The following is a 24,559-nucleotide window of genomic DNA, read 5'->3' on the forward strand; positions in this document are numbered from 1 at the left end:
TCAAGTCAGAAAAAGGAGCAAGGGGTACAGTGCGAGCGCGATCACCGCTAAGATTAAACCATCCCTGACGTTGAGCCTTGTAGCCGCCGATAACCCCTTCAGCTTGGTGTTATCCATGAAGAAGGAACTCACCGGGTGGACTCCGTAGAGTACGCTGCATTCCCTCATGCTGTTCTTAGCCTCCTCCAAGCACTTCATGCTTCTCTCCAAGAGAGCCTCCTCGTTAAAGGTCCCGACAGGGTAGTAGTCGACCCCCTGGAACACGCCTGTTAGTACGTGCGTATCCGTGGTCCCCACGAGAAGGTAGTCGACGCGCTTGCCAACCTCTTGGAGGAGCCTAGCCTTGAGTTTGGGCGTCATGTTATTTCCATCAAAGCTAATAACTCCGACAGTCTTACCCCCCACCTCTACAGCCAAGCACGCGATGCCAGCTTTCCCAATACTGACGCCGTCACTGAAGCCGATCCACGCGAAGCCCGCTTTAAGTTGCCCTTCGGCCACGCTTGCCTCCAGCGATTCTTGTATAGTTCGCAGCACCTCCAAGTAGAGCTCGGGTGCACTGTCCGGGGACTCCGGCAACTGCAGGTAGTCTTCACTGATCATGTTGTGCAGATCCGCGAGAACTATCCCCTTTCGCTCGAACTCTTCTCTGAGGGATGGCGGCAAGTCCTCCATGGGGACCTGCGGGTCTAAGAGGCACAGAGAGACCCCTGGGAGTCTTATTGCTAGGCTACTAACAAGCTTCCCTTGAGCCAGGCCGAGACGGACAGTGGACGGAAGCTCCTTGAGGGGCAGGGCACCGCAGACTTCTTCCGCTACTCTGTCAACTTCACTGCTCACAGCTAAATTCTCCCCATGACCCGCCGGTGCCTTGAGAAAGAGGGTCGGAGGGCACTTCGTGACGACTTTTTCTGGAAGCGTGCTACTTCCTAGGGTTCTCAAAGGTCCCGGGTGAACCCCGGATACAACGAGCCTGCCTATCACCTCGCTTCCACTCCTGAAAATGAAGACGTGAATAGGAACGGTCTTTCTAGTAGAGGAGGCTTTAATGCACTCCTCCACCTCGTCCTTCTCCCCCGAGAGCGTGTACCTGAGGAAGCCTCTGAGGTATCTAAGCCCCCCAACACTGGCAACCTGCCTCACCCTTTTATCGATGGTGAGAAGAACCGGGAGCACCAGCAGAGCATAGAGAACGAGTACCGTTAGGGAGGCGTATGCGTAAGTCGGAGCGAAGAGATACGTGAGCGCTAGGTAGACAGACAGATACAGGATGAGTGCGCGCCTCCTGGCCACGGCGATGAACACGAGGAAAGACAAGAGAACCGTGACCGTCGACGCGGCAACAGGCGGCTTTTTAAGAAGAATGAGTGGCAGCAGTAAAAGGAGATACACTAGGAAAAAGCCTAGAGCCCTTCTCGGGGTTAACACACTCCGGTCAGCGAGTACCGATACCAAGTAAGGCAAGCCTGTAGTAAAAGCGCTTGTGAGAAAAAGCCGCACATCATAGCCGACCGCTAGGGCAAGGAGGAGCTCAAGCATAAAGATGCCGGCAGTTGCGGAGAGCATCAAACTGGTTCCCGGTAGCCTAAAGAGCCACTTGTAACCCTTCCTGAACCCCTCAAACTTCGAATCCGTCATTCAAAAGCCTAGAGCTCACTTCTCCTCGATTAAAAAAGTTTAACCTCCGGCTCGGCTCCCAAGTCAGAAAAAGGAGCAAGAGACACAGCGCGAGCGCGATCACCGCTAAGATTAAACCATCCCGGACGTCGAGCCTCGCCTCGGCGCTGAAGAGGCTTCGCTCAGCCGGTCTCGTCAGGGAGGCTGTTGTCAGCGACATGCGCTACCTCTACCTGGCAGGGCGGGCCGAAGGCGCGGAGCCCATGAATATTCCGCTAGGGCCCTGGATCAGTGAAGGGGTAGATGAGCCAGGCGCGGCCGGTGGCCTGGAAAACCTTTAAAGCACTACTGTTACGAGAATAGCACGTGTGTACTCAGCTAACAGTCCTTGTGAGAGGTTAAAGGACATAGGCGTCATATTCGTGCAGCCGCTTTATGAGCAGAATATCGGCTATATAGCCCGCTGTATGAAGAACTTCTGCCTCTCGGAGCTCCTTCTCGTGAAGCCAAGGTGCTCATTGGGGGTTGAGAGCATAAGGTACGCGATGCACGGAGCAGACGTTATTGAGAAAGCTAGGGTCGTCGACAGCTTCGAGGAAGCCATTAAGGAGTTTGACCTCGTGGCATGCACCACAGGTGTGAAGGGAAGCGGCGTCCTCAGGAGATACTTATCGCCCCGTGAGGCCGCCGAGATAATCGCTGGGAGTACTGGCCGCCGCGCCATAGTTATCGGCCGCGAAGACTGGGGGTTGACGAACGAGGAACTTTCACTCTGCGACCTGGTGGTCACCATAGAGGCTAACCCGGACTACCCCTCCTTGAACGCTTCTCACGCGGCGGTGATCGTCTTCTACGAGATATTCAATGCTCTGGTGCGAGTCCCCAAGCCGAGGGTCGAGCGTCCAAGGAGAGAGGAGGTCGAGAAGCTTCTCGAGTACATCGACCTCTTAGGGCTAGAGCTGGGCTACAACGACGCCAGACGCGAAAAAGCGAAGCTCATAGTAAGGCGCCTCGTTGCCGAAACAATGTTCTCCGCCCTCGAGCTGAGGGTGATGCTCGGCTTCTTCGGTGATAGCTTAAGGAAAATTAAAAATTGCGGAGAACGGGCACACGCTCAGGAAGCATAGGAAAGCTTATATCACCACTTTCTAAATGCGTTTAGGGGCGTAGGTGATATAGCATGCCGCTGAGACCTGGCAGGTGTTACAGGCACTTTGGCACGCCACCTTACACAAGGCTCGAGTACATTAAGAGCAATCCCCCAGTACTTATACCGAAGTTTGACCTAGGCAACGCTCAGGGGAACTTTAACACCACCCTCAAACTTGTAGTCCTCAAGCCCGGCCAGATCAGAGCCAACGCGCTCGAGGCCGCTAGACAGCACGCCAACAAGTACCTCTCATCGAAAGTCGGAGACACGAACTACTTCATGAGGATAGCTGTTTACCCGCACCACATCCTGCGTGAGAACAAGATGATGGCAATGGCAGGCGCTGACAGGCTTCAGGACGGCATGAGGCTGTCCTTCGGCACACCTGTGGGTAGGGCTGCTAGGGTTGAAACCAATCAGCCCATAATAATAGTCAAGGTGGACTCCAAGAACCTGGAACACGCCAAGGAAGCCCTGAGGAGAGCAGCCTCAAAGATACCCCTACCAACACGTATCGTGGTTGAAACGGCTGGCTAGTGGGGATCGTCGGTGAACAGGGTTGCAAGAGCTCCACAAAAAGCGAATTGAAGTAGCCATTAACATCTGGGGCGAAATTCTCGAGGGCTCTTTCTCAAGCAGGAGCGAGATCGTCCGTTTTGTTCGCGAAGTATACGAGGAGAACAGGCTCGAGCCGATCCGTGGAAAGACGAAGATCGACATATACGACAAGGAGCTGGCGACGATATACCTTGTCGGCAAGTACGGTTTAGGCCTCGATGAAGAGCTTGAGAGATACTCGCACCTTTTCAGCATCGAGCTTAAAAGCGATAAAGTCATTGAGAGAGTTTTACAGGGTGACAGCCCGAGGAAGAGCATGCTCGAAGTGTTCGGAACGCTTGACGAGAACATGGTCTTCCGCGTACTCCGCCTTGCAATGACCGCGGTGATTCTAGGCTTCATGCCCGAAGAGAGGTTCATAGCCGTTCTCACAAGCTTCGAGAAGGAGTTCCCCGAGCTGGATAAGAACATACAGGGGTTTAAGCGATTTTACATAGCATACAGGCTGGCCGAGGAGATAGCTGCTGGCAAGGTGAGGAACCGAATCGAGAAAGAAACCCTTAAGCACGCTATGTGTGTTCGCCTAAATGCTGAGAGAGCAGCTCCGCCCGACCGGTTCATAAGGGAAATCGCCGTTGAGGCTTTAAGGATACCTGAGCACAAGGTAAACTCTGCGCTAAGCCTCAGCGACTAGAAAATCTTGCAATCGGCGTCTCGATAATCAAATTCCGGCTGCGCCTGGAGAAGAGAATGATTTATATTAGTCCAGTATTTTAGCTGGAAGGGCTGGATGTATGCCTAAGAAGAGGAAGTCTCGCGGACGCCATAAAGGCGGTAAAGGTAAAGAGGATCTCGTGCAGTGCGACGAATGCGGTGCGCTGATACCCAGGTCGAAGGCCGTTAAGATAACGAAGCCCGTCGTGGCCGTTGACCCGCAATTACTGAAGGAACTGAGGGACAAAGGTGCTGTAATCCCGCAGTACACGGTGACGAAGTACCTTTGCCTTCGGTGCGCCATACACCGGGGAATAATCAAGATCAGACCAGAGGAGGAACGCAAGAAGGAAAACATCAAATGGAACTTCTTCTAAGCGAATACAACCGCGTATTTATTCTCTACTCAAACACAGCTGCAACTGCGCCTACTTTTACCGAGGAAACATTAACAACGGAGGGCGGCAGAATGGACGTCGTTGCGAGGTGCGCCATATACGCACTCTGGGACCTCGGGGTACCTCGACGAGACGCCGCCTTCATAGCAGTTTTAAACGGCCCACCCAACCCTCCTGTGACACTCTTCCTCCGCCCGGCTAATGTGGAGCTTAGCGAGAAAGCACTGGGATCCGAGATACTCAGCGCCCTCAAAGGCTTTTCGAGTACCGCTGAGACATGCCGCCTCGATGCGGCGAAACTCCTAGTGAAAGTTAAGGAGATGGGCTTCAAGCTGGCTCTTCTCATCGAGAACGGTGAAGACATCTCACGCATTCCTGACCTTTGTGGAAGGAAAACAGCTTTTGTTGTCGGCGATCATTTAGGCTTTCCTGACCACTTCCTCCGATCCTCTGAGAAGTTGGTTGACGTTAAGATAAGTCTGGGAAAAACACCCTACCTTGCAAGCCACTGCATTGCCTACGTGAACGACGTTCTTGACGGTTGCACTAAATCCTCGAATCCCTGATTAAAAACGCTGATTTCTATATTCCCCCGAAGCCCACAAGCGCGGTTAAGATGAGAAAATCAGGCGCTGATCCAGCTCTTCCAGCGTCCAGGCATCTAACTCGTCTCTACGCAGGTACCTTAATCCTGGTCTCGCAAGCCCTGAGATGTTCGGTGAGTAACACTTCGGGCATCTCGAGACTTTCACCTGCAGCACGTTACCGCAGACGTTGCAGATGTGCAGCCCTAAAATTGTGATTGTAAACTGACGTATGCCTTTACTGTGTAGAGCTGTTAAAAGCTCCTTAAGTTGCATCGTTGCAATCTTGCTGACGCGGATCTCCAGGATGCTGGCCTTGCTTCCCAGAAGGCCCTGTATGCCGGCTTCAAGCTCCAGGAGCTCTTGCTTTGTGCGTAAGTCTCTGTTCAAAGATAGTGGACCAAGAGGGTTTACGTGGAGGTGCAAGGGGTTTAGGTAGAGTGCTACCAGCATCGTTAAAAAGCTACTGGGAGTGTAGAGCGTGCTTACCACGCTCGTATCAGCTAACATCTTGTGCTCTGAGACCGAGTAGTACTCTCTCATTATCCGCTCCGTTATGATCCGTTTGTACCTCTCAGGCTCTGAGAGCAACTCCCTCGGTACCGGCACTTGCCGAAGAAGCCCTCCTTCAAACCCCGCAAGCGATACGTGAAACAAGTGCTCCACATGCTGATGACCTCCTGACTCTAGCACCCTTGCAGCGCCGGCGCTCTGCCTCCTCAAGTGCTGGACAATCTTCTCTAGCTGCCGCTCGGTTTCCATGAGGAAGTCCGTGCTCTTGTAGGCCTTACTTAGCACGAAGGGCATAGGGAAGGTTGCCGTTCCCAAGTGAAGGATCGGACTCTCGCTACGCATTAATGCATACAGAAGCTGAGACGGGAAGACGCTACCACTGGTAAAGACAACTGGAGCCCCGTTGTTCACAAGCTTCGCTATCATCTGGAGCGCGTCGTCGCCGATTCTCTCCCAATTGTAGACGACAAGAAGAGAGTTCGCAAACGGGAGGTCACCTGCTATTCTCTCAAGCAATATGTGCAGAAGCTTCTCGTCACCCGATGCATCCACAAGGTAAGTTACCGGCAACACGGCATCGGACACCAGCAAGATGTCTATGACCTTCTCCGCATCGCTGCTTACGCTCGACGCGAAATCCACGACAACCTCCGGGAAAAACTCCCTTCTTTTAAGCACGAGCTTCAGCGTGGACAGGCTCGGAGAAGGTAGATAAAGTGACGCAACCCCACTGGCCCAATTCACGTTCAGAAGGAGAAGGTTCGACGCGACAATTTCTAGGAGGCCTGACTCCGTCAGAACGTCTAAGCTCTGGGAATATGCGCCGCCCTCCCTCCCGGTGGGGCTCAAGGGGCGCGCTGCTTCACCCATGCACCGGTTCCTGGCAAGTATCCAGTAGAGTGAGGCATCCACCACTGACTGAGGTATAAAACCCGAGGCGTAGCCAGCGGCCTCCAGCTCCTCGATCAACGTTCTTAGAATCCTCTGTTGGCTACAGCTACCTGACGCCACCACGCCTCGCGAGCTCAGAAAAGACTCAACGTAGTGCCGAAGGGGGAGAGCGTACCCTTGCCTCACTAAAACACTCACATCACTAGCAGCTGCTATCTCGATGTTCCCGATAATCGAAAGCGCGCTTTTCCCCAGTGGAGTAATCTCGTAGACATCACCATTGTGCTCGATAAGCTTTCCCTGCTCAAGCTTCTTCATATGGTAAGCTAGCCCGGCCGGCGTCGCCCCCACACTCCTAGCTATGTCGTTGTACCGCATGGGAGACCTTTCCAGCAGCTTTAAAATCTCCACCCTCACTGGGCTCGCGAGCGCGTCTAAGATCCTGCTAACATCCTCGGATTTTCTCCCTCGTCTACCCATACCTAACCGTTAACCAGTTAAACCTGCTAAATTACATTGCCCCAGAGTTTCGTGAACTCACTTTACTCTGATTGGAGCAAAAACAGGAACTCAGCCTTTCGCTCTTCCCAAGTAAGGATACCGTACTCTAAAAGGAATACTTTCGAATTAGTCCCTTTTTTAAATGTACGGTGAAAAAATAGGATCATGCCTCCTTTTCAGCGTGGTCGCACCAACTATTTACCGAGACTATGAGGAATTCAGTCGAAGAGTGATTCTAACAGTCATCGACATGATCAGGCGCACAAAAGGAGGTATGATCACCTTCAACTCGAAGAAGATAGCGGTACTAGCCGGGATAGAGTCGCATCCGGTAGTGCTCACTTTGATAAAGGACGTTCTCGAGAGGCTGAAAGAGAGAGGCTACATACAGGAGGTTGGGCGAACGAAACACGGTGTGAAATTCTCCGTTACCCGTGAGAGCCCGCTTTGGATCCTCGCAAAGAACTACGAGAAAGTGACCATCAGAGGTCTTGAAGATCTAGACGAAGTCGTTGAAAAGTTAGCGCCGAGAGCGCTCGCATAACGCTATTATGGCCGCCCTCCCCTACTATCGTTGAAGAAACGATGTCCCGCGAGCAGAAATCGCTCGCTTCGCGGATCGTAGAGTTGGCGGAGTCTATAGCATCGCAGGAGGGTCTGTCCCCACCCAACACTCTGGTAGTCGTCGTAGACCGCCTTTACAAGCCGAAACTGGGCTTTATGGAGGGTCTCGATGTGGATCCAGCCTCGAACACGCTAATCGTTGAGAAATCCACGCTCGACAACATGGTCTACAGGATCCTCGCGGGCGTGTTCTACCTCTCGTACTGGAACACGTTCGGCGTCAGCGATTCCACCCGTGCAAAGGAGCTCGCCAGGAAGCACTTCTTTAAAGCACTCGTCGCGTTGAGTAAGGGTTCGTCATGAAACTACTCCTCACCACGGTGCCCGGTCTCGAGTTCATAGTGCGGGAGGAGCTAGCAGAACTACTCGGACAGGTTGAGACGGCTTATACCCCTCTGTCTGGTAGAGTCTTCGCGGAAATTGAGGAGCCTCTCGCCAGGATACTGTCGATGCGCTCGATCGAGAATGTGAGGCTCATTCTCGGGGAGGGCGACACCCTTAGGGCAACGGCCGAGGCTTCTCTGGACGCAATGAAGGAGCTATCAAAGGGTCTGAAGACCTTCGCTGTTCGTGCCGAGCGCGTGACGAAAGAAGCACCTTTTACCTCGCTAGACCTTGCGCGCGATTTGGGCACGTTGCTCTCGGAAAAGCTGGGACTACAAGTTCAGCTCGACGTACCAGACATCGTTTTCTATGCCGAGTACGAGATGGGGACCTACAGGGTCGGTGTAGATCTAACGCCCTTCTCGAGCTTGAGGGATCGGCCTTACCGCAGGTGGATCCATAGGTCTGCTTTGAACCCGATAATAGCCTACGCCATGTGCCGCCTCGCCGGGTCTACAGGTATGCTGGTTGACCCGTTCTGCGGGAGCGGAACCATAGTGCTGGAGTGCCTCAGCCTTAACACCCACAGGGAGGCCATCTGTGCTGACATCAGCGTTGCGTCGCTTCTCGGTGCCAGGGAGAACGCGCTGGCCGTAGGACTTACCCCTCACCTCTACGCCCAAGACGTAGCGAGCCCCGCTCTACGGGAAAACGTGGCAGTGAATGCGATAGTCACAAATCCGCCGTTCGGGCTCCGCGAGAGGCCTGTAGGCGGGCTAGAGAGAGTATACGCGGCTCTCTTCAGCTTAGCCGAGAAGGTGCTCGCGGAGGGGGGTCGATTGGTGGTTCTCACACCTCACAGAGAGCTTATTCAAAGATTTAGCAGGTTGAATGCTGAGAAGTGCATCGAGATAAACGAGGGTGGTCTGACCTCGTGGATCTACGTTTTTTCTAAAGCATAGTACAGCCGGGCCATCACTCCCCCAAGCTTTTTCAGCATCCTGCCCACCTCGCTCTCGGAGTCCACTAGGATGAACCTGGCCGATGATAGCTTGTCTAGAAGCCCGAAAACCCTTTCCCTTGAGGTGTCGTCGAAGAAGAGCTCATCCACGATTACCACTTCTTCGACGACACCCCATTCGCTCACCTTTTCCACTGCCTCCAGCCCCACGATGACCCTTCCGGAGCCCTTGAATAATTCATCTATCAGCTTTTCCGCCTCCTCGGCCTCTACGACGGAACGGATCTCGGTGAACAACGGCCTCAAGTCCTGTCTTCTCAGTAGCTCGTACACGCCAGCCTCACCCCCCTCGCTCACTTTGATCACTCTAGCCTTGATGCCTGCCTCCTCAAGAGCCTCTTCTACGGAGCTCAGCAACCTCTCGGTGGTTAGAACCACTACCTCGTCGTACTCCTCTACTCGATAGTGGCTCTTCAAAAGCTCCATCTGCCTTGTCAGCGCGGGGAGCACGGATTCCCTAATGCTCGTTTCTCTGTCGCCGCGCCTGGAGTAGTAAGGTATGTTGCTTCGTACCTCGACGCCTACCGGGGACAAGATGCCCACGGTTATCTCGTCGTCCCCTACCGATATTACCAGGACTTTTTTTATGAGTGATGACGCCCTTCTTAGAACGTCTCTGTCGAAAGCCCCTATTCCGTTCTTTTTAACTATGAGGACCTCGTCCCCGACGCTTAAACTCAGGGTGTGGTAGCTACCCTTCATGTGGACGTCCTCAGGAGCATCCGTGACTCTTCCTGTCAACCTCATAGACTTCGTGAACTTGCTGTAGCTCACCTTCTCAGCCTCGATCCCCACGTATACCTTTACGCGTTCCCCCTTCTCGACTCCTGTTTCGCGCTCTATGCGAAGCTGGCGTGTAGTCCACGCGTACACGACGTCACCCCTCCTAATCAGAAGAAGCAGGTAGTACAGATCCTCGGTGGTCTCTACGACAAGCCGAAGCCTGCTACGCTTCTCGTCTATCTCGATAACCCTCATTCCCACAGCCCCAGCGCATCTTCCAGGCTTGCGATCGTGCGGGCTACAATGTACCATGCGTCGTAAGCCTTACCGCCCAACGAGAACGACTCGTTTGCTACCCGGTATAGATCCTCGGAGAAGTCGCCGTGCGGGAAAGCGCCCACTATGAGGGCAGGCCTCTCGAACTGCATCAGTAGCTCGGATAGCTTCCTTGGAGTGGTGGGGGACCCTTTCTCACTCAAAAGCGCGACGTAGCTAACACCTCTCTCCCTAAGCGCATCGCTGAGGCCCGTGTCCAGCTTACGCATAAGTACAATATCCCCTTTAGGCGGGACCCTCCCGTACACGAGCAGCTGCTCCATAACGCCCGTGAAACGGAGGTAGTTGCGCGGGATCCTCGTCGCGGGGTTAATCTCTGTAACCTCTCCGTTCACTGTGTGTATCAGTACTTCAAGCAACCCCGCCTCGTTCAGGCGGCTGCTGTGCGCGTTGAGGAGACACGTGTGCACGATGTCGGGACGCCCTCGCTTCTCGTGGTTCTTGAGCTTCTTCATGGCGTGGTAGTGGATTGACTTGTCGAGCAGGATCTCCGCAGGGCTCTTCCCCCTCCTCCTCGCGTTGTTGAGCACTGCTGGGTGATTTCTGATCTCGGGAGGCACGAGCTCCAGCGCCGCGTCGCCAAGTATAAGACTTATCCTCTTCATTCTAAAAACCGCGATGAAGAGGCGCGGCGAGTTAAAAGATTTGGCACTCCAGCGCATCTCGCGGCTACTTGAGTTTGCGGGCAAGGTCTATGTTGTGGAGCCGGAGCTCGCAGACAGATACGGTGAGCTGGCGCTCGCTATTGCCCGTAAGGCAAGGCTGAGGTACCCAGAGTTTTTGAAGGCGAGAGTCTGCAGGAAATGCGGCGCCTTCCTAGTCCCGGGAACCACGATGCGCGTTAGGGTGAAGCGCAAGGGGAAGATGAAATACATAGCTGTCACGTGCCTTAAGTGCGGCTACACTCGCAGGTACCCGCTCGGCAGAAACCCGCGCCTTCACAAGCCTTGGCGCATTTTATACGATATCGGAAGTAAAACATAACATTTATCCCAGCCGCGCCTTCACTCTAGAGGAATGATAAGGCTGAGGGGTATCTACTCGACCGCTCTCGCTGGCTTGCTGGACAACGCCGGCTATACGTTCAGCGACGTCACAGAGCAGATAAAGAGCAGGATACCTTGGCTCAGGTTCTCGAGAAACGGCACATTGGTCACGGTGAAGGATATGGAGCACCACAAGGGGCTCATTGTTGTCGGCGAGCATGGTCTAGCGATGCAGGTTTACTCGCTTATCAAGGCGTACTTTCGAGGTGCACTCGCTGTTGTCATTGAGCATGGTCCCTTCACACTCTACCGGGTGAGAGTGATTGAGCAAGCAGGCGGCGGATACTTGGTCGAGCTCCCCTATGGGGTGAGGGGGTTCCTTAGGAGCAGGCGCGGCCACAGGACAGGTGACCTTGTTACAGCTCACGTCGTTAAGCCGAGCCCCTCTAGCCCGCTCCTCGAGGAGGGGGTCGCCGTTTCAGGTCGGTACGTGCGTGTGATTGAAGGGTCCCACCACTCGCTGAGCGAGCACATAAGGGATCCTGAGCTCGCACTGGAACTACTGTCTCTCGCCTCCCGGACGGCACCTGAGGGCTGGGGTGTTAGGTTCAGGAGCGCTGCTAAGGACGCGGGCGTGCTTGCTGTTGCGGAGGAGCTGGAGAGGCTTGTAGAGGAAGCGAGGAGGCTGAAGGCCGCCGTCGAGGAGATTCAGGAGCCGAGGCTCGTCAGGGAGGGTGAGGCCATAGCTTTCGTGTACTTCGAGCCTGAGGACACGTTTGCGGCGGATAGCCTGCGTAACGCTGTGCTTCGGACAGCCAGGGGGCACCACATAGTGAAATCCCTAGGGGACGAGGCGCTGAGCAGAGCGATCGATGAGGTGGAGGCTCGCGGATCATCGGAAGACGCGTTTGTGCTGTACCTTGAGAGTCTGTTAAGCTTGATCTCTCGCGGGCAGGTTAAGGTCGTCCACGAGAAACCCGCAAGTCGGGGCTTCACGTGGTACGCAGCGGTTCGGGTGCGTGGCGACGGCTTCTTACAGCTCGAGAGGAGGATACAGTCTGAAGGTTTCTACGACGGGCTGGGTGTGAAGAAGGAAACGGGAGATCTCGTGGTGACACTCACGTTCCCGTTTTCGAGGTTCCTTGTGCACCAGTACTTCAGTGCGTCGGAAAAGCTCAAAGGAATCTACGTGAACCTGAATACGCCTCTTGACGCCACGCTGTCACCCCCTTCTCTTTGGTACCTTGACGTGCACGTGGACGTTGTCTGGACGCCTGAGAGTGGGGCCAGGGGGGTCGTAGACCTGGAGGTGTTTGAGGAGCTGAGGCGCTTAGACAGGTTCCCAAACGCGCGTCTCGAAATGTACCGCGTTGCCGCTGAAAGGCTAGCGAGGATTCTGAGTGAGGGGTCTGAAAGGCTTCTCTCGTCTCCAGCTCTCCTCCTCGATGTTCAGAGGGAGATCTGGGGAGGCGTTACAGAAAAATATGCTGGGCTGGTGCTTGATAAGCTAAGAGAGGTGTCAGGTGGTGGACGTACTGTGGGCACCGTGGCGGATGAAGTACATTGAGTACGCGAAGCTTGAGCGCGATAGGGAGTGCTTCATCTGCAAGGCTTCCCGCGAGGATGGTGGGAGCCTAGTGGTTTACAAGAACAAGGATGTGATCGTTCTGATGAACAGTTTTCCCTACAACACTGGGCACCTACTCGTAGCCCCGACGAAGCACGTGCCGGACTTCAGCCTTCTCAACGACCGCGAGCTGTGCGTTTTAATGAAGGCGGTGAAGCTGTCTGTAGAGATGCTCAAAAAGGCGCTGGCGCCTGACGGGTTTAACATAGGTGTGAACCTAGGCAGGACTGCTGGAGCTGGCCTTGAGACGCACGTGCACATCCACATAGTCCCGCGGTGGAACGGAGATACGAACTTCATGCCAATAATAGCCGATACGAAGGTGATACCGGAGGCGCTCAACGACACTTACCAGAGGCTAGTTAAGTTCCGCGAGGTGTTCGCAGGCGCGGAGAGTTGTGCTAGCGAATGAAACCATAGCCTATGAGCCTCCACCTCCCAGCTATCTGCCTTGATATCGCTACGCGTGCACCCTTGTCGGCTACAATGGGGATTTTGAGTTTTATGTGGGCGCTGTCGGACCGCGCCGAGGTCACAAGGCCGACCGATAGGGAAGTCCCCACGTTCAACATAACAGCCTCGTTTGTTTTTAGGGGTTCGACTTTGAGGGGCTGGTCCGTGCCCACGACTCTCTCGAGCAGGTGAACCTCTACCTCCACGTCGTAAAGGGGCTCTGGAAGTGTTCCAGGTTTGCCCACAACGTTCCCGATGAGGTTGTCCGCCTTTGTTATGCTTGGATCAAGTTCGGTCCCTATGGCTATGAGCCCGCCTGGGTATGCGACTTCAAGCGGCTCGTTTCCGGACTTCAGCGAGGTTATGGTCGTGTAGAGGGGCTGGTAGATCTCCTGGTTCCCCTTCTTCACCTTCAGGCCTGGCCGTATCTCAACCTCATCTCCGACCCTGAATTTTCCCTGGACTATTGTTCCGCCTAGGACACCGCCTACAAGATCTTTCACGGGCGTACCCGGTTTATTCACATCGAACGACCTAGCCACAAGCATCCTCGGCGGGAGTGTGGGATCGCGCTTAGGGATCGGTACGTACTTTTCGAGAGCCCACACCAGCGCGTCTATGTTAACTTTGTGCAGCGCTGAGATCGGGATAATCGGGGCATCTTCAGCCCATGTACCCTCTAGGAATCTTTTTATCTCCTGGTAACTCTCCCGGGCTCTCTCCTTGCTGACGACGTCTATCTTGTTCTGGACGACGATTAGCCTCCGTACTCCTATAATGTCAAGTGCGGTGAAGTGCTCCCTGGTTTGTGGTTGAGGACACTCCTTGGTCGCGTCTATTACCAGAAGAGCCGCGTCCATCATCGCGGAGCCTGCGAGCATTATAGACATGAGCATCTCGTGCCCTGGAACGTCTACGAATGAAACCTTTCTGACGTACTCTAGCGGCGTCCCACAGTATTTACACTTCATGTCCTCAGGTAGATTTGCCGAAGTGTAATACTTCTGGGGTGGTGGGCACTTAGGGCACTGGTATATTGCGGTGTCGGCGTACCCTATTTTCAAAGTAATGCCTCTCTTCAGCTCCTCTGAGTGCTGCGACGCCCAGATGCCGGTGAGGGCCTGGATGAGCGTTGTCTTACCGTGGTCTACGTGACCGGCGGTGCCTATGTTCACGAGAGGTTGCCTCTTGATAGCCTCCTCGAACTCCTTATCCATGACGACACCCATGCTTTCAGTCGCCGCGAGTTTATATTACATTCTCTCTGGCATCTTTCGATCCATGCTTCCCCTTGCCTCCCGCGGCTCTGGAGGAGAAATCGCGGGTGGGCGCTCGAGCGGGGGATCGGGACCTTGTAGTCACAGTAACTGTGGAAGACTCCAGCGTGGAGCTGGGAGCGACCGATTTCACATACGCTCTGGTGGCTCGATGCCGAGGAGGCTCATTCCATTGTAGAGAACCTGGGCGACCGATTTCACGAGCACCAGCCTTGCCTCGCGCTTCCCCTCCGGAGCCTTCAGCACGGGAGTTGTGTCGTAGTACTTGTTGAACTCGGCAGCGAGGTTGTTGAGGTAAAGTGTTACCAGATCAGGTCTCAGACTGTCGGCGGCCTCTCTCACCACAGATGGAAACTCTCCAAGCGCCAGCACCACGCTTTTCTCCTCCTCTCCGAGAAGCCTCGGGTCGCCCTTCGGGCTGGGCATCCCCTGCTCCTCTGCCTTCCTGAGTATACTTAATGCCCGCACATACGAGTACTGCACAAAGGGCCCGCTGTTCTGTTCAAAGTCCAGGACACGCTCCCAATTGAAGGTGATCGTGCGGTTGGGCGTTTGGCTTAGGAAGAAGAACTTCAAAGCCCCTATACCTATCTTCTCAGCGTCTCTCTCGCTACCTAGCCCTCTCTTACGTATCTCATCGCGTGCTCTGTTAACGGCTTCTGTTATGATCTCGTCTGCAGTCACGTAGACACCCCTTCTGCTGGTCATCCTCACCCCCGGCAGTACAACCATCTCGTAGGCGTAGTGTATCAGCCTCCTCCCGATATCCCTGTATCCCAGCGCGTAAAGTGCAAGCCTCAGCTGGGCCTGCGCTAGGCTCTGCTGGGTCGCTATAACGTTTATGACCCTGTCAGCCCTCGATAGCTTCCAGATGGAGTAGGCGATATCTCTTGTCGTGTAGAGGGTTGTCCCATCCGACCTTTTAAGAGTTAGAGGCGTGACAACAAAGCCCTGAGGTATCGCGGCGGCATCGCGGACCTCTGTGGACTCGGCCAGCTTGTCTGCCCGGAACACCAAGGCTCCGTCCTTCCTATCAACGAGCCCCGTCTCGCTCAGTTTTCTGATAACCTCCTCCGTGGCGCCGCTCCATACGGTTATTTCGCTCTCCCAGTCCCAGCTGTCGAACACCACGCCGAGCCTATTGAGCGTCTGCCTGATGCCCTCCAAGCAGGTGTTGATCGTCTCTCGTGTAAGCTTTACAGCCCAAGGTTCTCCTTCCTCATAGCCTCTGTTAATAGCCCTTATCTCTCCCTCAGGCTCTGTGCTCGATTTGATGGCTTCTGCGAGTCTATTGAAAGCATCAGGGTACTTTTCGCTGTATTCCTGGAGCCTTGCCACGTACTCGTCTATCTTGCTGTTAAGCTCTGCCACGCGCTTGGGGTCTTCCTCCCGCGAAACCTCTTCCCTAAGTTTCCGCACCTCGATCATCAGGTTCACCATGGTGTATACCGCGCCAACGAAGTAGTCCGGTTTCTCCGTGTACCTAAGATCCTTCACATACCGGAAGCCGTAAACGGCGTACGCCACCTGAAGCCCCACGTCATCAACGTAGAAGTGCGCCCGAACCTCGTGGCCGCGGGATCTCAGCAACCTAACCAATGAGTCCCCCAGAACAGCGTTCCTCAGATGACCAATGTGAAGCGGATGAATCGGGTTAGCGCTCACAAACTCGACAATTATCCTCTCAGTTTTCTCGCTCGGAAGCTCCCCGTACCGGGGACCAAGCTCTAAGATGGGATCCAGAACCACTGGGGCGTACTCCTTGACGTTAACGTTCAGATTTAGGAAGTCTCCGACGATCCCCCTTGGGGCAAGCAGGGGGTGCTCCACTCTATTCAAGGCCTCTCCGAGCTTACTGCGCACAAGGTCTGCTGGCAGGCCAACCTCCTTGTACAGTCTGAAAAGTGGGACAGACAGATCGCCGTAACGCTTAAGCGGCCTAGTAACCTCCACGGCGCTTAGACTCACTGGTATTTCCGCCGCATCACCCAACCTTGCGACGTACTCTCTGACTTTCTCCTTGAGGTAGTCGAACGGTGAGATAATAGCCATCGAGCTCACCGAATCCTCACAGTAACTTAAAAGTTTGCGAGGGTTTTGGTCCACCTAACGAACTCAAGGAGAGGTGGAACACCGTCGGCGAAACCCATTTATTCCCCGGTTGCAACAACCTTGTAGACAAGCCGGGGTAGCTCAGCTGGGAGAGCGCTCGGCTGAAGTCTCCCGCCTGCAGAAACCGAGAGGTCCCGGGTTCAAATCCCGGCCCCGGCACCACTGCTCTTAACTGCTACTATTTCCCGAGGGGCGTTTCCTCTATAATCATGCCGTTGAGAAGGGGGCTTCTCTCGATCACTTTCCCCCTGTTTACGAGGTCGCCTAGGAAGAAGTGCAGAACACCCCTCGGGTACATGCTCGCAATCTCACTAAACCCGGGTTTAAGCTCGTGGTACTCGACCTCAAGCGTGGTTCCCTCATCGGTCACGAGTTGGTAGGGTCTCGCGATCATGGTGGCTGTTCGGTAGTACCTGAGGCCCGTCTGCTGGTAGTCCTTCACCGCCACGGGGCAGAAGTGGACCGTTACGCTGTAGCCTTTCTCCTCCACAGCGGCTATTACTTTCAGAGCGGTGGCACTGCTGCCCTCGGCGCTCCTGTAGTCCTTCGACATCCTGAAGCCTCTTAACAGGAGAGAAGAGTAGTTGGTTTCGGTGAATTCAAGCTCGTTTAAGTTCACAAACTGCAGCTCGTGCTTCTCTGCCAGATCCACCACCTTTAAGAGGCTTTCATCGCCACCCGGGAGAGCGGGGTATTCGAGCCCGAGATCAAGCTGATCGGCGTACTCCTTCGCCAGCTTGATCTTCTCCTCTAGCACTTCAAGGGGGGCGTGGATCCTCAGCTCGTCGAGGCCCGCGTCAACAAGGCTCCTTAAGTTCTCCCGCGTGAGCAGGACCCCGCTTGTGTACAGGTGCACGTGGAAGCCCGCACCGAAAACGCTTTTTAAGTAATTTATCACACTCACAGCTCTCTTGAGGCGCGACAGCGGCTCCCCGCCCGTGAGGCTTGCTCCTCTCGAGGCGGATCTGAGAACCTCGGCCCTCAGGGTTTTCTCAAGCATGTCCTCCCCCGTTTGAACCTCATTAACGTACACAATGTCCCTGTTTTTCCGCTCAGTGCTGAGGGGGCAGTAAAAGCAACGGAGCGGGCACATACCTGTTAAAAAAACAACGGTTTTTAAGCCCTCTTGGCAGAGCTTGCAACCCGCCGGCAACTCCCCGTATACGATGCTTCCGCTACGTAACCGGCGAATCCTCATTAATCCTTAACCTGCTCGAGCAGGGATGTTACCTGCCAGATTTTAGTGCGCGCGAACAGCGGCATGTTAGGGTCGGTTGATATCTCATCCAGCTTCGAGATAACCGTTGCCGCTCTGAGCCCAGTGGACATTTTCGGATCCATAAGGATCTCTATAGACTCTGTGGCCACTCTCCTGATGTTTCTCGGAACCCCCCTGTCATCAGCAATCTGCTTGAGAATTTCAATGGCATTCCTTATCTGAGGAGGCATCTCCTGAGCCATACCCCCACCCAACCCCCATAGCCCGCTTGAGGATATAACCTTATTGCCCCAGCACGGGTTAGGGTAGCATACCCTGCCGCCTTTGCCTCCTTGAACCCCACGAAGCGCTCGTGCCCTCGCAGTCTGCTAGACCGCTCGAGCTACCAGCGCCTTACGGTACATAGACCCAGCCTTCACCCCCTCGGCAACAAATATTACGAACGTCTTGCTAAATACTCACAATGAGCGTAAGAACCCACGTTGCTGAGGTCACGCGCGATCTCTACGTTCTCCGCGTGGACGATGAGAAGATCCGGTACTTCGAAGCTCTATGGGAGATCCCGGAGCGTATATCCTACAACGCTTACCTTCTCCTTAAGGGCGATCACGTGGTTCTTTTCGACGGGTGGAAGTCCAGCTACTCCACCCTGCTTCTTGAAAGTATCGAAAAAATCGTGAGCCCACGCGACATAACGGAGGTGGTGGTGCACCACCTCGAGCCTGACCACTCGGGAAGCATCCCAGCGCTACTTAGAGTTAACGAGAAGGCGGTCTTCATGGGACACCCCCTAGCAGGCAAAATGCTCTCCAGCTTCTACGGCGTGAGCAGGTTTAGGCCAATACCTGACAACTCCCCTCTCGATCTAGGAACAAAAGCCAGGTTCATTCACATCCCCTGGCTACACTGGCCCGAAACATCCGCGACGTTCTTGGAGGAGGAGGGCGTTCTCCTGACATGCGATGCGTTCGGGAGCTACTCTCTACCACCCCTCTTCGACGACGATGCTGACCTCGCCGCACTCGAGCAGGCGATAACCAAGTACTTCGTCACAGTGATTGGCCACTATGCTCCCTTCGTTGGCCGCGCGCTTAGAAAAATGGAGGAGCTATCGATTAGCCCTCGCGTGATTGCTCCGGGCCACGGGACAATATGGCGGCGTAACATCAACTGGGTACTAAGCCTGTACGCTAGGCTCAGTGGTGATCAACTGGGGAATAGAGTAACGATCACCTATGTGACCATGTACGGCGGCACTGAGCCGGCCGTCGAGGCCGTAAAGCAAGCGCTCAGGGAGAGAGGCGTGGAGGTCGCGGTATACCGGTTCTCCGACGAGACCCGAGACAGTATTGCCGAGGCCTTAGCGAGCATGGCTCAGTCGAGGCTAGTGGTTCTCGGGGCCGCCACCTACGAGTCCGATGCACAGCCGCTGATGAGGTTCCTGGTGGATCTGATCGGCGAAAAGCTGTCCTACCGGAAGAATCTCCCCTTCCTTGTGCTCTCACCGTACGGGTGGGGAGGCGTTGCCGGTAAGAAGATTGCGGAGCGTCTCCGATCCTACGGCTTCACGACGGTGGAGTTTGTAGAGTGGGAGGGCAGGCTCACCGACCAAGTGGCCGGCAGAATCCGGGATTCGCTGTCGAAACTCACCTAAAAACAACGAAGGGCGTAATACCTAAAAATTAATCTGGCTGTTTTCGAGGAGAAAGGTAATGGAGTCGTTGCGTAGCGGTCTTTTAGGCGTGCTCGAGAAGATAAAGAACTCTGTTCTCCTGGACACTAAAGAGGTCGACGCTATAATCCGGGAGCTACAGAGAGTTCTCCTCAGGGCTGACGTGGATGTTAAACTCGTGCTCGAAGTATCTGAACGGGTCAAGAAGAAGTTTTTCTCCCAGGAGGTGCCTCCGGGCTTCAGCAAGCGCGAGGTGCTAATAAAGATCCTCTACGACGAGCTCGTGTCGCTTCTGGGAGGCGAGGCCGCTACCCCCTACACCGTCGAGAGAGTCCCGTTCAGAATCATGCTGGTCGGTATCGAGGGTTCCGGGAAGACGACGACGGCAGCGAAGCTAGCCAAGTACCTGAAGGAAAGTGGGTATAAGGTTGGTTTAATTGCCGCTGACACGTACAGGCCCGGTGCCTACGATCAGCTCCGGCAGCTTGCTGACGCGATAGGCGTCGAGTTCTACGGTGACCCGCAGTCCAAGGACCCCGTCCGCGTAGTAGAAGAGGGGGTGAAGCTGCTCGCGGAGAAGAATATCCAGGTTTTCGTAATAGACACGGCGGGGCGCCACAAGGACGAGGAAGCTCTTATGCAAGAGGTCTCCGAAATATACAGTAAGCTCAGGCCTGACGACGTAATTTTGGTTGTCGACGCGACTCAAGGAAAGGACGTGGCCAAGCAGGCCAGAGCTTTCAAGGAGGTAGTACCTCTGGGGCACGTCATTGTAACAAAGCTAGATGGCTCGGCCAAGGGCGGCGGCGCGCTTTCGGCTGTGGCGCAAACGGGCGCCCGCGTGGCCTTTATCGGCACCGGCGAGAAGCTAGATGATTTCGAGGCGTTCGACCCCCACAAGTTCGTAGCCAGGCTACTAGGAATGCCCGACCTAGAGGGTATCCTCAGAAGGTTCAAAGCGGCTGAAGAGCGGGAAAGGGAGAGAGCTAAATTGATCGCAACAGGTAAGATCACACTACTAGACCTTCGCGAACAGCTCCTCGAGCTCAGAAAACTGGGGCCGCTTTCAAAGGTCTTGGAGATGTTCGGCGGACCGCCTTTACCGGTCAAGGGCTCACTCGAGGGCGGTGAGGAGGAACTGGGTAAATGGATAGCCATCATGAACTCAATGACCGAGGAGGAGCTTCTCAGACCCGAGATAATAGACAGGTCCCGCATGCTTAGGATCGCCCGCGGATCAGGAACCACGGTCAGAGATGTCAAAAGGCTACTTGAGTCTTATAATCAGATGAAGAAGCTGATGAGGCAACTCTACAGGTCTCGAAGACGCATAGCGGGGTTCCCAGCCTGAAGAGACGGATCGTTGTTTCGGCACCCAGCTCGATCCTTCGCGATGAAAAGCCGCTACTCGCCAGGACTATCTCGTCCGCGTTTTACCTTTCACACGGTATACGTCGAAACGTCACTCTCGCCATCCACTTAGACAATGGGGACTATCTGGTAACGTTTTTAGGGGAAAAGTTAAGGCACGTGCACGTAGATGAGCGCTCACTGCTGGGATTAATCAAAAAAATTGAGGTCGCCGTGGAGCGTGGGGTGAAGAAATCCCGGTTACACGACGGAGTTTTTCTAGAGCGCACCTCGACCTTTGAAGAACGCGTGGACTATGTCGTGGCGCGTAACGGCTCACCGCTCGAAACCGCGCTGCGCGGATGTCCGGAGACCCTCACGGTGCTCATCCCGCACAAGCTAGCCTTAACCGTGGGTGCTCCGAGTATAACCATCACAGCCTTGCCAAAGCCGGTCGACGTAACGATCGCGATCCTCAATATTAAACTGGACAGGCTTTGCGGCCAATAGCATCGCGTTTTTCCCAGGGGGACGCTGGCGCTACTCTGCGAGCGGGTTCTGCAAACTACACCTTGAAAAGCAGAGGCCAAAAGTGGCCTTCTCGATGAGGTCTACTGGGAGGCCTTTGAGCTTTTCCAGGCCTTCGGGTATGTTCCTGGCTCCATAACTACATGATCCACCTCTACCGCGACGCCGCTCCTGCTGGACATCATCTGGCTACTGGTCATACTCGCTGTTCCTATAGCCACCAGCTCACCTTTAAGCGTGAAGATCCCAACGTGATCGCCAACGCGTATACCGTCCTCGAGTTTGACGATCCCGGGAACCGTTAGCGGAGCTCCGTGACAGAGCGCGTCAACCGCGGTGTCACGCACCCAGACCTTTGGGAGATGCTGCACCGCTTCCTCAACAGGTATGAAGACCCTCCTCAGATATTCCTCGATGCCGTGCTCCTTCCACAGAATAAATGAGTCCACGACATCGTGGAGCGTGGCTAGGTTCTTCTCCTCTGTCAGGCTACCGGACCTTATGCGCCTGAGCTCCTGCATGTGGGCCCCTACGCCTAAAACCTCGCCGATATCGTGGCAGAGCTTCCGCATGTAGGTCCCAGCCTCGCACCAGACCTGCAGGAGGACGTTCCTACCGTCGACTTCTAGGAGACGGATGCCGTAGATCCTCCTTATGCGAAGCGACCTTTTCACAGCGGATCTGAGCGGGGGTCGCTGGTAGATCGGCCCCACGAACATCTTTACAGTCCTCTCCAGCTTCTCGCGGTCAACGTCCCCGTGAAGGCGCATAACACACACGTATTCCTTATCCTCTCGGAGGAGAACCGGTAGAACCCTTATAGCGTTGTTCAACGTGATCGGTAGAATCCCCGAGACCTTCGGGTCCAGTGTCCCTGCGTGCGCCACACGCTCAATGCCTAGGATCTTACGAATCCACGCTACTACCTCATGGCTACTAGGTCCCACAGGCTTGTCCAGGTTAATCACAGAGTACTTCAGAAGGACGTCAACGGGCCTCTGGTCGTACTGGAACCCGTAGCTGGGGTCTGTGCGGGACTCGCCCCTCACAAGAAGCCCGCGCGGTTTAGGCGAGCCGAGGTACTTTTCCACACAACACCACGTAACATCAAACTATGCCCGGCGCGACTTCAGGCTTGATCATCTCTCTCATGAAGTCCTTTAAGCCCGCCTTCTCGAGTGCGGCTATCACTTCCTCATCAGTAGCTCCTTTGTTTATAACGATTTTATGCTGCAAGGGTTCCAGGTGCTTCACGTTGACCCTCCTTCTCTTAACTCCCGTTAGGGACTTGGGCCCCGTGACGACCACGAAGTTCTCGTCAACAATGTCGACAACTACGCACTTCCTGCCCGCTTCTCTCCCAGCGGTTTTAACGCAGATCCTCCCAACGTCGAATACTTTAGGCATGCTAGCTCCCAGCTTTTCTTCCATGTAAATTTAAAAGGTTTTTGCTACTCGAGCTTTACCTCGACCTCTCGCTCAGCGCCGCTCTTGGGCAGCAAAACGACTAGAACACCGTCCTCGAGCCTCGCCCGCGCCTGTTCGGGTCTAACCTTAACGGGCAGGAGAATTTTCTTGTAAATCGATTTATAGAGCCTCTCCCTCTGAATGTACTTCCTGTCGTTCTCTTCCTTAACCCGCTCCTCCGACTTATCAGCTATAACCTCCAGCGTGTCTTCGGTAACGCGAATCTTAATCTCGTTCTTCCTGAAGCCCGGCACGTCAACGTAGACGGCGATGCTGTCACCTCTATCTTCAATGTCGTAGAGCGGATCGTAAACTCTGAGCCTATCGGGGTAGAGCGAGGAGTACTTCGCCCACACACTACGCAAAGCATCATTGAGCTCCTTCTGGAGGCGCGCAACAGCCTCTGCCAGCTCCTCTGCTATTTTACCGGAATCACTCATACAAGTTTAAGTGAAAATAACGAATATAAAAAACTAAGGTTGCGTTACTCGACGATGATGTTGCTTTCGGCGAACCCCCTAGCGATCAAGAACTCCTTGACCTTGTGCCTGTGGTCTCCCTGAAGCTCCACGTGGTCGTCTTTTATTGTCCCCCCGCAGGCCAGCAGCGACTTAAGCTCTGAAACCATTTTACGCAGATCCGGGTCTTTAGTGTCGAGGCCCGTGATAACAGTCACTTCCCGGTGACCCTTGCGCTTCTCGACTCTGATCTTGATTACCTGCTGCTCCTTGAAAACGCCTTTCAATATGTTATCAAGTATTTCCGCGCTCATTTCAACCCGTTTAGCGGGGATTTACGCGCAGGTCCACCTTTTATTCTTTACGCCCTAAACAGCCCGTACACGCTTCGGGATAGGCGGCCTGGTCTTTTCAATCACCCTGAAGCCGCAGTAAGGGCAACGTAAACCCGGGAGGATCAACAGCTCTTCCCTGCTGAACTCCCTCCCGCACCTCACGCACCTGTATATCTTTTCGCCACTGGACATGGTTCTTGAAGGAGAGAAAGATGCTTATTTACTTTTTCTCTTCGCTTATCAGCTCCTCAATCCTCTCCCACTGCTCGTCCACAAGCCTCTGTATTTCGTCCACGTCTTCCTGAGTCAGGTGGGAAAACCTCCCCTGTACTCTCAGGTACTCCGAAACGGGCTTCCTGTTCTCCTTCTTTATCAGGCTCCTGCTTGGTCCCGTCAGGGAGAAACGGCCGTCTTCAACCTCGTAGAGAACCCATATGCCCGTCTCCACAGCAAGCCTCGCTATCTTTACGGTGAGCGATGGGTCGTAGCGCCAGCCCGGTGGGCACGGCGAGAAAGCGTGTATGTACTTCAAGCCTCCTTTGATGCCGCTGGCCTTTCTCAGTTTGTAGAGTATGTCGTTAGGGTACGCGGGGTTTATAGTCGCGACGTAGGGAATCCTGTGCGCGGCCATTATAGAGGGGAGATCCTTCTTGAAGCCGGGGTTCCCGAGAGGCGTCGTTGTCGTCCAAGCCTTGTACGGCGTCGAGCCTGACTTCTGGATCCCGGTGTTCATGTAGGCCTCGTTATCGTAGCAGATGTAAATTATGTTGTGCCCCCTCTCCGCGGCACCGCTCAGGGCCTGCAGGCCGATGTCAACCGTCCCGCCGTCACCAGCCCACACGACCACGTTGCCGGGCTTCCCGAGCCTGTCCAACGCCTCAACCATCCCCGAGGCAGCGGCGGCACTCGCGGCGAAGGCTATATGCAAGACGGGAACCTTAAAGGCGCTCCTCGGGTGGGGACCAGCTATAACAGATGTACAACAGGCCGGGATAACGAGGTAGGTGTCTGGGCCGAGTGCCTTCAACACGTGGCGTAGCAGCAGGGTTGCTCCGCAACCCGGGCAGGCTGCGTGCCCCTTAAGCAAGTACTCCTCACGTGGGAAAACCCTGTGCGCCAAC

Annotated in this window: 28 protein-coding genes and 1 tRNA gene; 15 read left to right on the top strand and 14 right to left on the bottom strand. The window is 54.7% G+C overall.

The features are described from left to right. The gene (locus MOV14_RS05415) at positions 1-1,638 is read right to left on the bottom strand and encodes a DUF2070 family protein (RefSeq protein ID WP_318536323.1); all 1,638 of its coding nucleotides are present in this window, start codon (positions 1,636-1,638) and stop codon (positions 1-3) included. A gap of 347 nt (positions 1,639-1,985) precedes the next feature. On the opposite strand from MOV14_RS05415, the gene MOV14_RS05420 reads away from it, so the two are divergent. The 5 genes from MOV14_RS05420 (at position 1,986) to MOV14_RS05440 (ending at position 5,003) form a co-directional block, all read left to right on the top strand. Further along, entirely contained in the window at positions 1,986-2,744 is a 759-nt protein-coding gene (locus tag MOV14_RS05420; protein ID WP_326403604.1) for an RNA methyltransferase, read from the top strand. A 53-nt stretch (positions 2,745-2,797) separates the two neighbouring features. Then, on the top strand, positions 2,798-3,304 hold the full coding sequence (locus MOV14_RS05425) for a 50S ribosomal protein L16 (RefSeq protein WP_318536324.1): 507 nt from the start codon (positions 2,798-2,800) through the stop codon (positions 3,302-3,304). 22 nt (positions 3,305-3,326) lie between these two features. Beyond that, positions 3,327-4,019 carry a DUF2192 domain-containing protein gene (locus MOV14_RS05430; protein WP_318536325.1) on the top strand — a complete coding sequence of 231 codons (693 nt, stop codon included), beginning with the start codon at positions 3,327-3,329 and terminating at the stop codon, positions 4,017-4,019. 100 nt (positions 4,020-4,119) lie between these two features. Continuing rightward, on the top strand, positions 4,120-4,416 hold the full coding sequence (locus tag MOV14_RS05435; RefSeq protein WP_318536326.1) for a 30S ribosomal protein S26e: 297 nt from the start codon (positions 4,120-4,122) through the stop codon (positions 4,414-4,416). Further along, positions 4,401-5,003, top strand: a complete 603-nt coding sequence (locus tag MOV14_RS05440) for a hypothetical protein (protein ID WP_318536327.1) — start codon at positions 4,401-4,403, stop codon at positions 5,001-5,003. Before MOV14_RS05435 ends, MOV14_RS05440 begins: the two co-directional genes overlap by 16 nt. Before the next feature lie 45 nt (positions 5,004-5,048). Here the strand turns inward: MOV14_RS05440 and MOV14_RS05445 are convergent, their stop codons facing one another. Then, positions 5,049-6,905, bottom strand: coding sequence for an ArsR/SmtB family transcription factor (locus MOV14_RS05445; protein ID WP_318536328.1), 1,857 nt, complete (start codon positions 6,903-6,905; stop codon positions 5,049-5,051). A gap of 250 nt (positions 6,906-7,155) precedes the next feature. On the opposite strand from MOV14_RS05445, the gene MOV14_RS05450 reads away from it, so the two are divergent. Genes MOV14_RS05450 through MOV14_RS05460 form a run of 3 tightly spaced genes read left to right on the top strand, consistent with a single transcriptional unit; the run spans position 7,156 to position 8,836 of the window. Beyond that, complete coding sequence (locus MOV14_RS05450) at positions 7,156-7,470, top strand: hypothetical protein (RefSeq protein WP_318536329.1); 315 nt, start codon at positions 7,156-7,158, stop codon at positions 7,468-7,470. 41 nt (positions 7,471-7,511) lie between these two features. Further along, positions 7,512-7,853 (top strand): hypothetical protein, encoded by a 342-nt coding sequence (locus tag MOV14_RS05455; protein ID WP_318536330.1) that lies wholly within the window; start codon positions 7,512-7,514, stop codon positions 7,851-7,853. Then, the gene (locus MOV14_RS05460; protein WP_318536331.1) at positions 7,850-8,836 is read left to right on the top strand and encodes a THUMP domain-containing class I SAM-dependent methyltransferase; all 987 of its coding nucleotides are present in this window, start codon (positions 7,850-7,852) and stop codon (positions 8,834-8,836) included. Before MOV14_RS05455 ends, MOV14_RS05460 begins: the two co-directional genes overlap by 4 nt. On the opposite strand, the gene MOV14_RS05465 is transcribed toward MOV14_RS05460, so the two are convergent. Together MOV14_RS05465 and MOV14_RS05470 are read right to left on the bottom strand one after the other, a co-directional pair. Beyond that, entirely contained in the window at positions 8,815-9,873 is a 1,059-nt protein-coding gene (locus tag MOV14_RS05465) for a hypothetical protein (RefSeq protein ID WP_318536332.1), read from the bottom strand. The genes MOV14_RS05460 and MOV14_RS05465 overlap by 22 nt on opposite strands. Continuing rightward, complete coding sequence (locus MOV14_RS05470) at positions 9,870-10,559, bottom strand: 16S rRNA methyltransferase (RefSeq protein WP_318536333.1); 690 nt, start codon at positions 10,557-10,559, stop codon at positions 9,870-9,872. The genes MOV14_RS05465 and MOV14_RS05470 overlap by 4 nt, the downstream gene beginning before the upstream one ends. 40 nt (positions 10,560-10,599) lie before the next feature. Between MOV14_RS05470 and MOV14_RS05475 the strand changes: the two genes are divergently transcribed. From MOV14_RS05475 to MOV14_RS05485, 3 genes are read left to right on the top strand one after another with little or no spacing between them, the layout of a single operon-like run. Continuing rightward, on the top strand, positions 10,600-10,938 hold the full coding sequence (locus MOV14_RS05475) for a ribonuclease P protein component 4 (RefSeq protein ID WP_318536334.1): 339 nt from the start codon (positions 10,600-10,602) through the stop codon (positions 10,936-10,938). A 33-nt stretch (positions 10,939-10,971) separates the two neighbouring features. After that, entirely contained in the window at positions 10,972-12,507 is a 1,536-nt protein-coding gene (locus MOV14_RS05480) for a DUF402 domain-containing protein (RefSeq protein WP_318536335.1), read from the top strand. Next, positions 12,467-12,979, top strand: coding sequence for an HIT family protein (locus MOV14_RS05485; RefSeq protein ID WP_318536336.1), 513 nt, complete (start codon positions 12,467-12,469; stop codon positions 12,977-12,979). The genes MOV14_RS05480 and MOV14_RS05485 overlap by 41 nt, the downstream gene beginning before the upstream one ends. Here MOV14_RS05485 and MOV14_RS05490 read toward each other — a convergent pair. Together MOV14_RS05490 and MOV14_RS05495 are read right to left on the bottom strand one after the other, a co-directional pair. Continuing rightward, positions 12,969-14,237, bottom strand: a complete 1,269-nt coding sequence (locus tag MOV14_RS05490; RefSeq protein ID WP_318536337.1) for a translation initiation factor IF-2 subunit gamma — start codon at positions 14,235-14,237, stop codon at positions 12,969-12,971. The two genes, MOV14_RS05485 and MOV14_RS05490, sit on opposite strands and share 11 nt — an antisense overlap. A gap of 189 nt (positions 14,238-14,426) precedes the next feature. Next, the gene (locus MOV14_RS05495; RefSeq protein ID WP_318536338.1) at positions 14,427-16,349 is read right to left on the bottom strand and encodes an arginine--tRNA ligase; all 1,923 of its coding nucleotides are present in this window, start codon (positions 16,347-16,349) and stop codon (positions 14,427-14,429) included. 130 nt (positions 16,350-16,479) lie between these two features. Between MOV14_RS05495 and MOV14_RS05500 the strand changes: the two genes are divergently transcribed. Then, positions 16,480-16,571: transfer RNA gene (locus MOV14_RS05500), tRNA-Phe, on the top strand. Positions 16,572-16,587: 16 nt separating this feature from the next. Here the strand turns inward: MOV14_RS05500 and MOV14_RS05505 are convergent. Both MOV14_RS05505 and MOV14_RS05510 read right to left on the bottom strand, forming a co-directional pair. After that, the gene (locus MOV14_RS05505) at positions 16,588-17,607 is read right to left on the bottom strand and encodes a radical SAM protein (protein ID WP_326403606.1); all 1,020 of its coding nucleotides are present in this window, start codon (positions 17,605-17,607) and stop codon (positions 16,588-16,590) included. Then, the gene (locus MOV14_RS05510) at positions 17,607-17,870 is read right to left on the bottom strand and encodes a UPF0147 family protein (RefSeq protein ID WP_318536340.1); all 264 of its coding nucleotides are present in this window, start codon (positions 17,868-17,870) and stop codon (positions 17,607-17,609) included. Before MOV14_RS05510 ends, MOV14_RS05505 begins: the two co-directional genes overlap by 1 nt. A gap of 221 nt (positions 17,871-18,091) precedes the next feature. On the opposite strand from MOV14_RS05510, the gene MOV14_RS05515 reads away from it, so the two are divergent. From MOV14_RS05515 to MOV14_RS05525, 3 genes are read left to right on the top strand one after another with little or no spacing between them, the layout of a single operon-like run. Next, positions 18,092-19,282 carry an FprA family A-type flavoprotein gene (locus MOV14_RS05515; RefSeq protein ID WP_318536341.1) on the top strand — a complete coding sequence of 397 codons (1,191 nt, stop codon included), beginning with the start codon at positions 18,092-18,094 and terminating at the stop codon, positions 19,280-19,282. A gap of 58 nt (positions 19,283-19,340) precedes the next feature. Beyond that, positions 19,341-20,651, top strand: coding sequence for a signal recognition particle receptor subunit alpha (locus MOV14_RS05520; RefSeq protein ID WP_318536342.1), 1,311 nt, complete (start codon positions 19,341-19,343; stop codon positions 20,649-20,651). Positions 20,652-20,683: 32 nt separating this feature from the next. Then, the gene (locus tag MOV14_RS05525) at positions 20,684-21,160 is read left to right on the top strand and encodes a hypothetical protein (protein WP_326403763.1); all 477 of its coding nucleotides are present in this window, start codon (positions 20,684-20,686) and stop codon (positions 21,158-21,160) included. A 101-nt stretch (positions 21,161-21,261) separates the two neighbouring features. On the opposite strand, the gene MOV14_RS05530 is transcribed toward MOV14_RS05525, so the two are convergent. Genes MOV14_RS05530 through MOV14_RS05555 form a run of 6 tightly spaced genes read right to left on the bottom strand, consistent with a single transcriptional unit; the run spans position 21,262 to position 24,558 of the window. Then, positions 21,262-22,269 (bottom strand): RNA-guided pseudouridylation complex pseudouridine synthase subunit Cbf5, encoded by a 1,008-nt coding sequence (locus tag MOV14_RS05530; RefSeq protein WP_318536343.1) that lies wholly within the window; start codon positions 22,267-22,269, stop codon positions 21,262-21,264. Positions 22,270-22,285: 16 nt separating this feature from the next. Then, positions 22,286-22,585 (bottom strand): 50S ribosomal protein L14e, encoded by a 300-nt coding sequence (locus MOV14_RS05535; protein ID WP_318536344.1) that lies wholly within the window; start codon positions 22,583-22,585, stop codon positions 22,286-22,288. Positions 22,586-22,629: 44 nt separating this feature from the next. Beyond that, positions 22,630-23,085 (bottom strand): Hsp20/alpha crystallin family protein, encoded by a 456-nt coding sequence (locus MOV14_RS05540; RefSeq protein ID WP_318536345.1) that lies wholly within the window; start codon positions 23,083-23,085, stop codon positions 22,630-22,632. 44 nt (positions 23,086-23,129) lie between these two features. After that, complete coding sequence (gene yciH, locus MOV14_RS05545; protein ID WP_318536346.1) at positions 23,130-23,417, bottom strand: stress response translation initiation inhibitor YciH; 288 nt, start codon at positions 23,415-23,417, stop codon at positions 23,130-23,132. A gap of 54 nt (positions 23,418-23,471) precedes the next feature. Further along, positions 23,472-23,630, bottom strand: a complete 159-nt coding sequence (locus tag MOV14_RS05550; RefSeq protein ID WP_318536347.1) for a DNA-directed RNA polymerase subunit P — start codon at positions 23,628-23,630, stop codon at positions 23,472-23,474. A 28-nt stretch (positions 23,631-23,658) separates the two neighbouring features. Continuing rightward, positions 23,659-24,558, bottom strand: a complete 900-nt coding sequence (locus MOV14_RS05555; RefSeq protein WP_318536348.1) for a 3-methyl-2-oxobutanoate dehydrogenase subunit beta — start codon at positions 24,556-24,558, stop codon at positions 23,659-23,661. Position 24,559 lies beyond the last annotated feature (1 nt).

Source organism: Infirmifilum sp. NZ (assembly GCF_022693705.1).
Taxonomy (GTDB): Archaea; Thermoproteota; Thermoprotei; order Thermofilales; family Thermofilaceae; genus Thermofilum.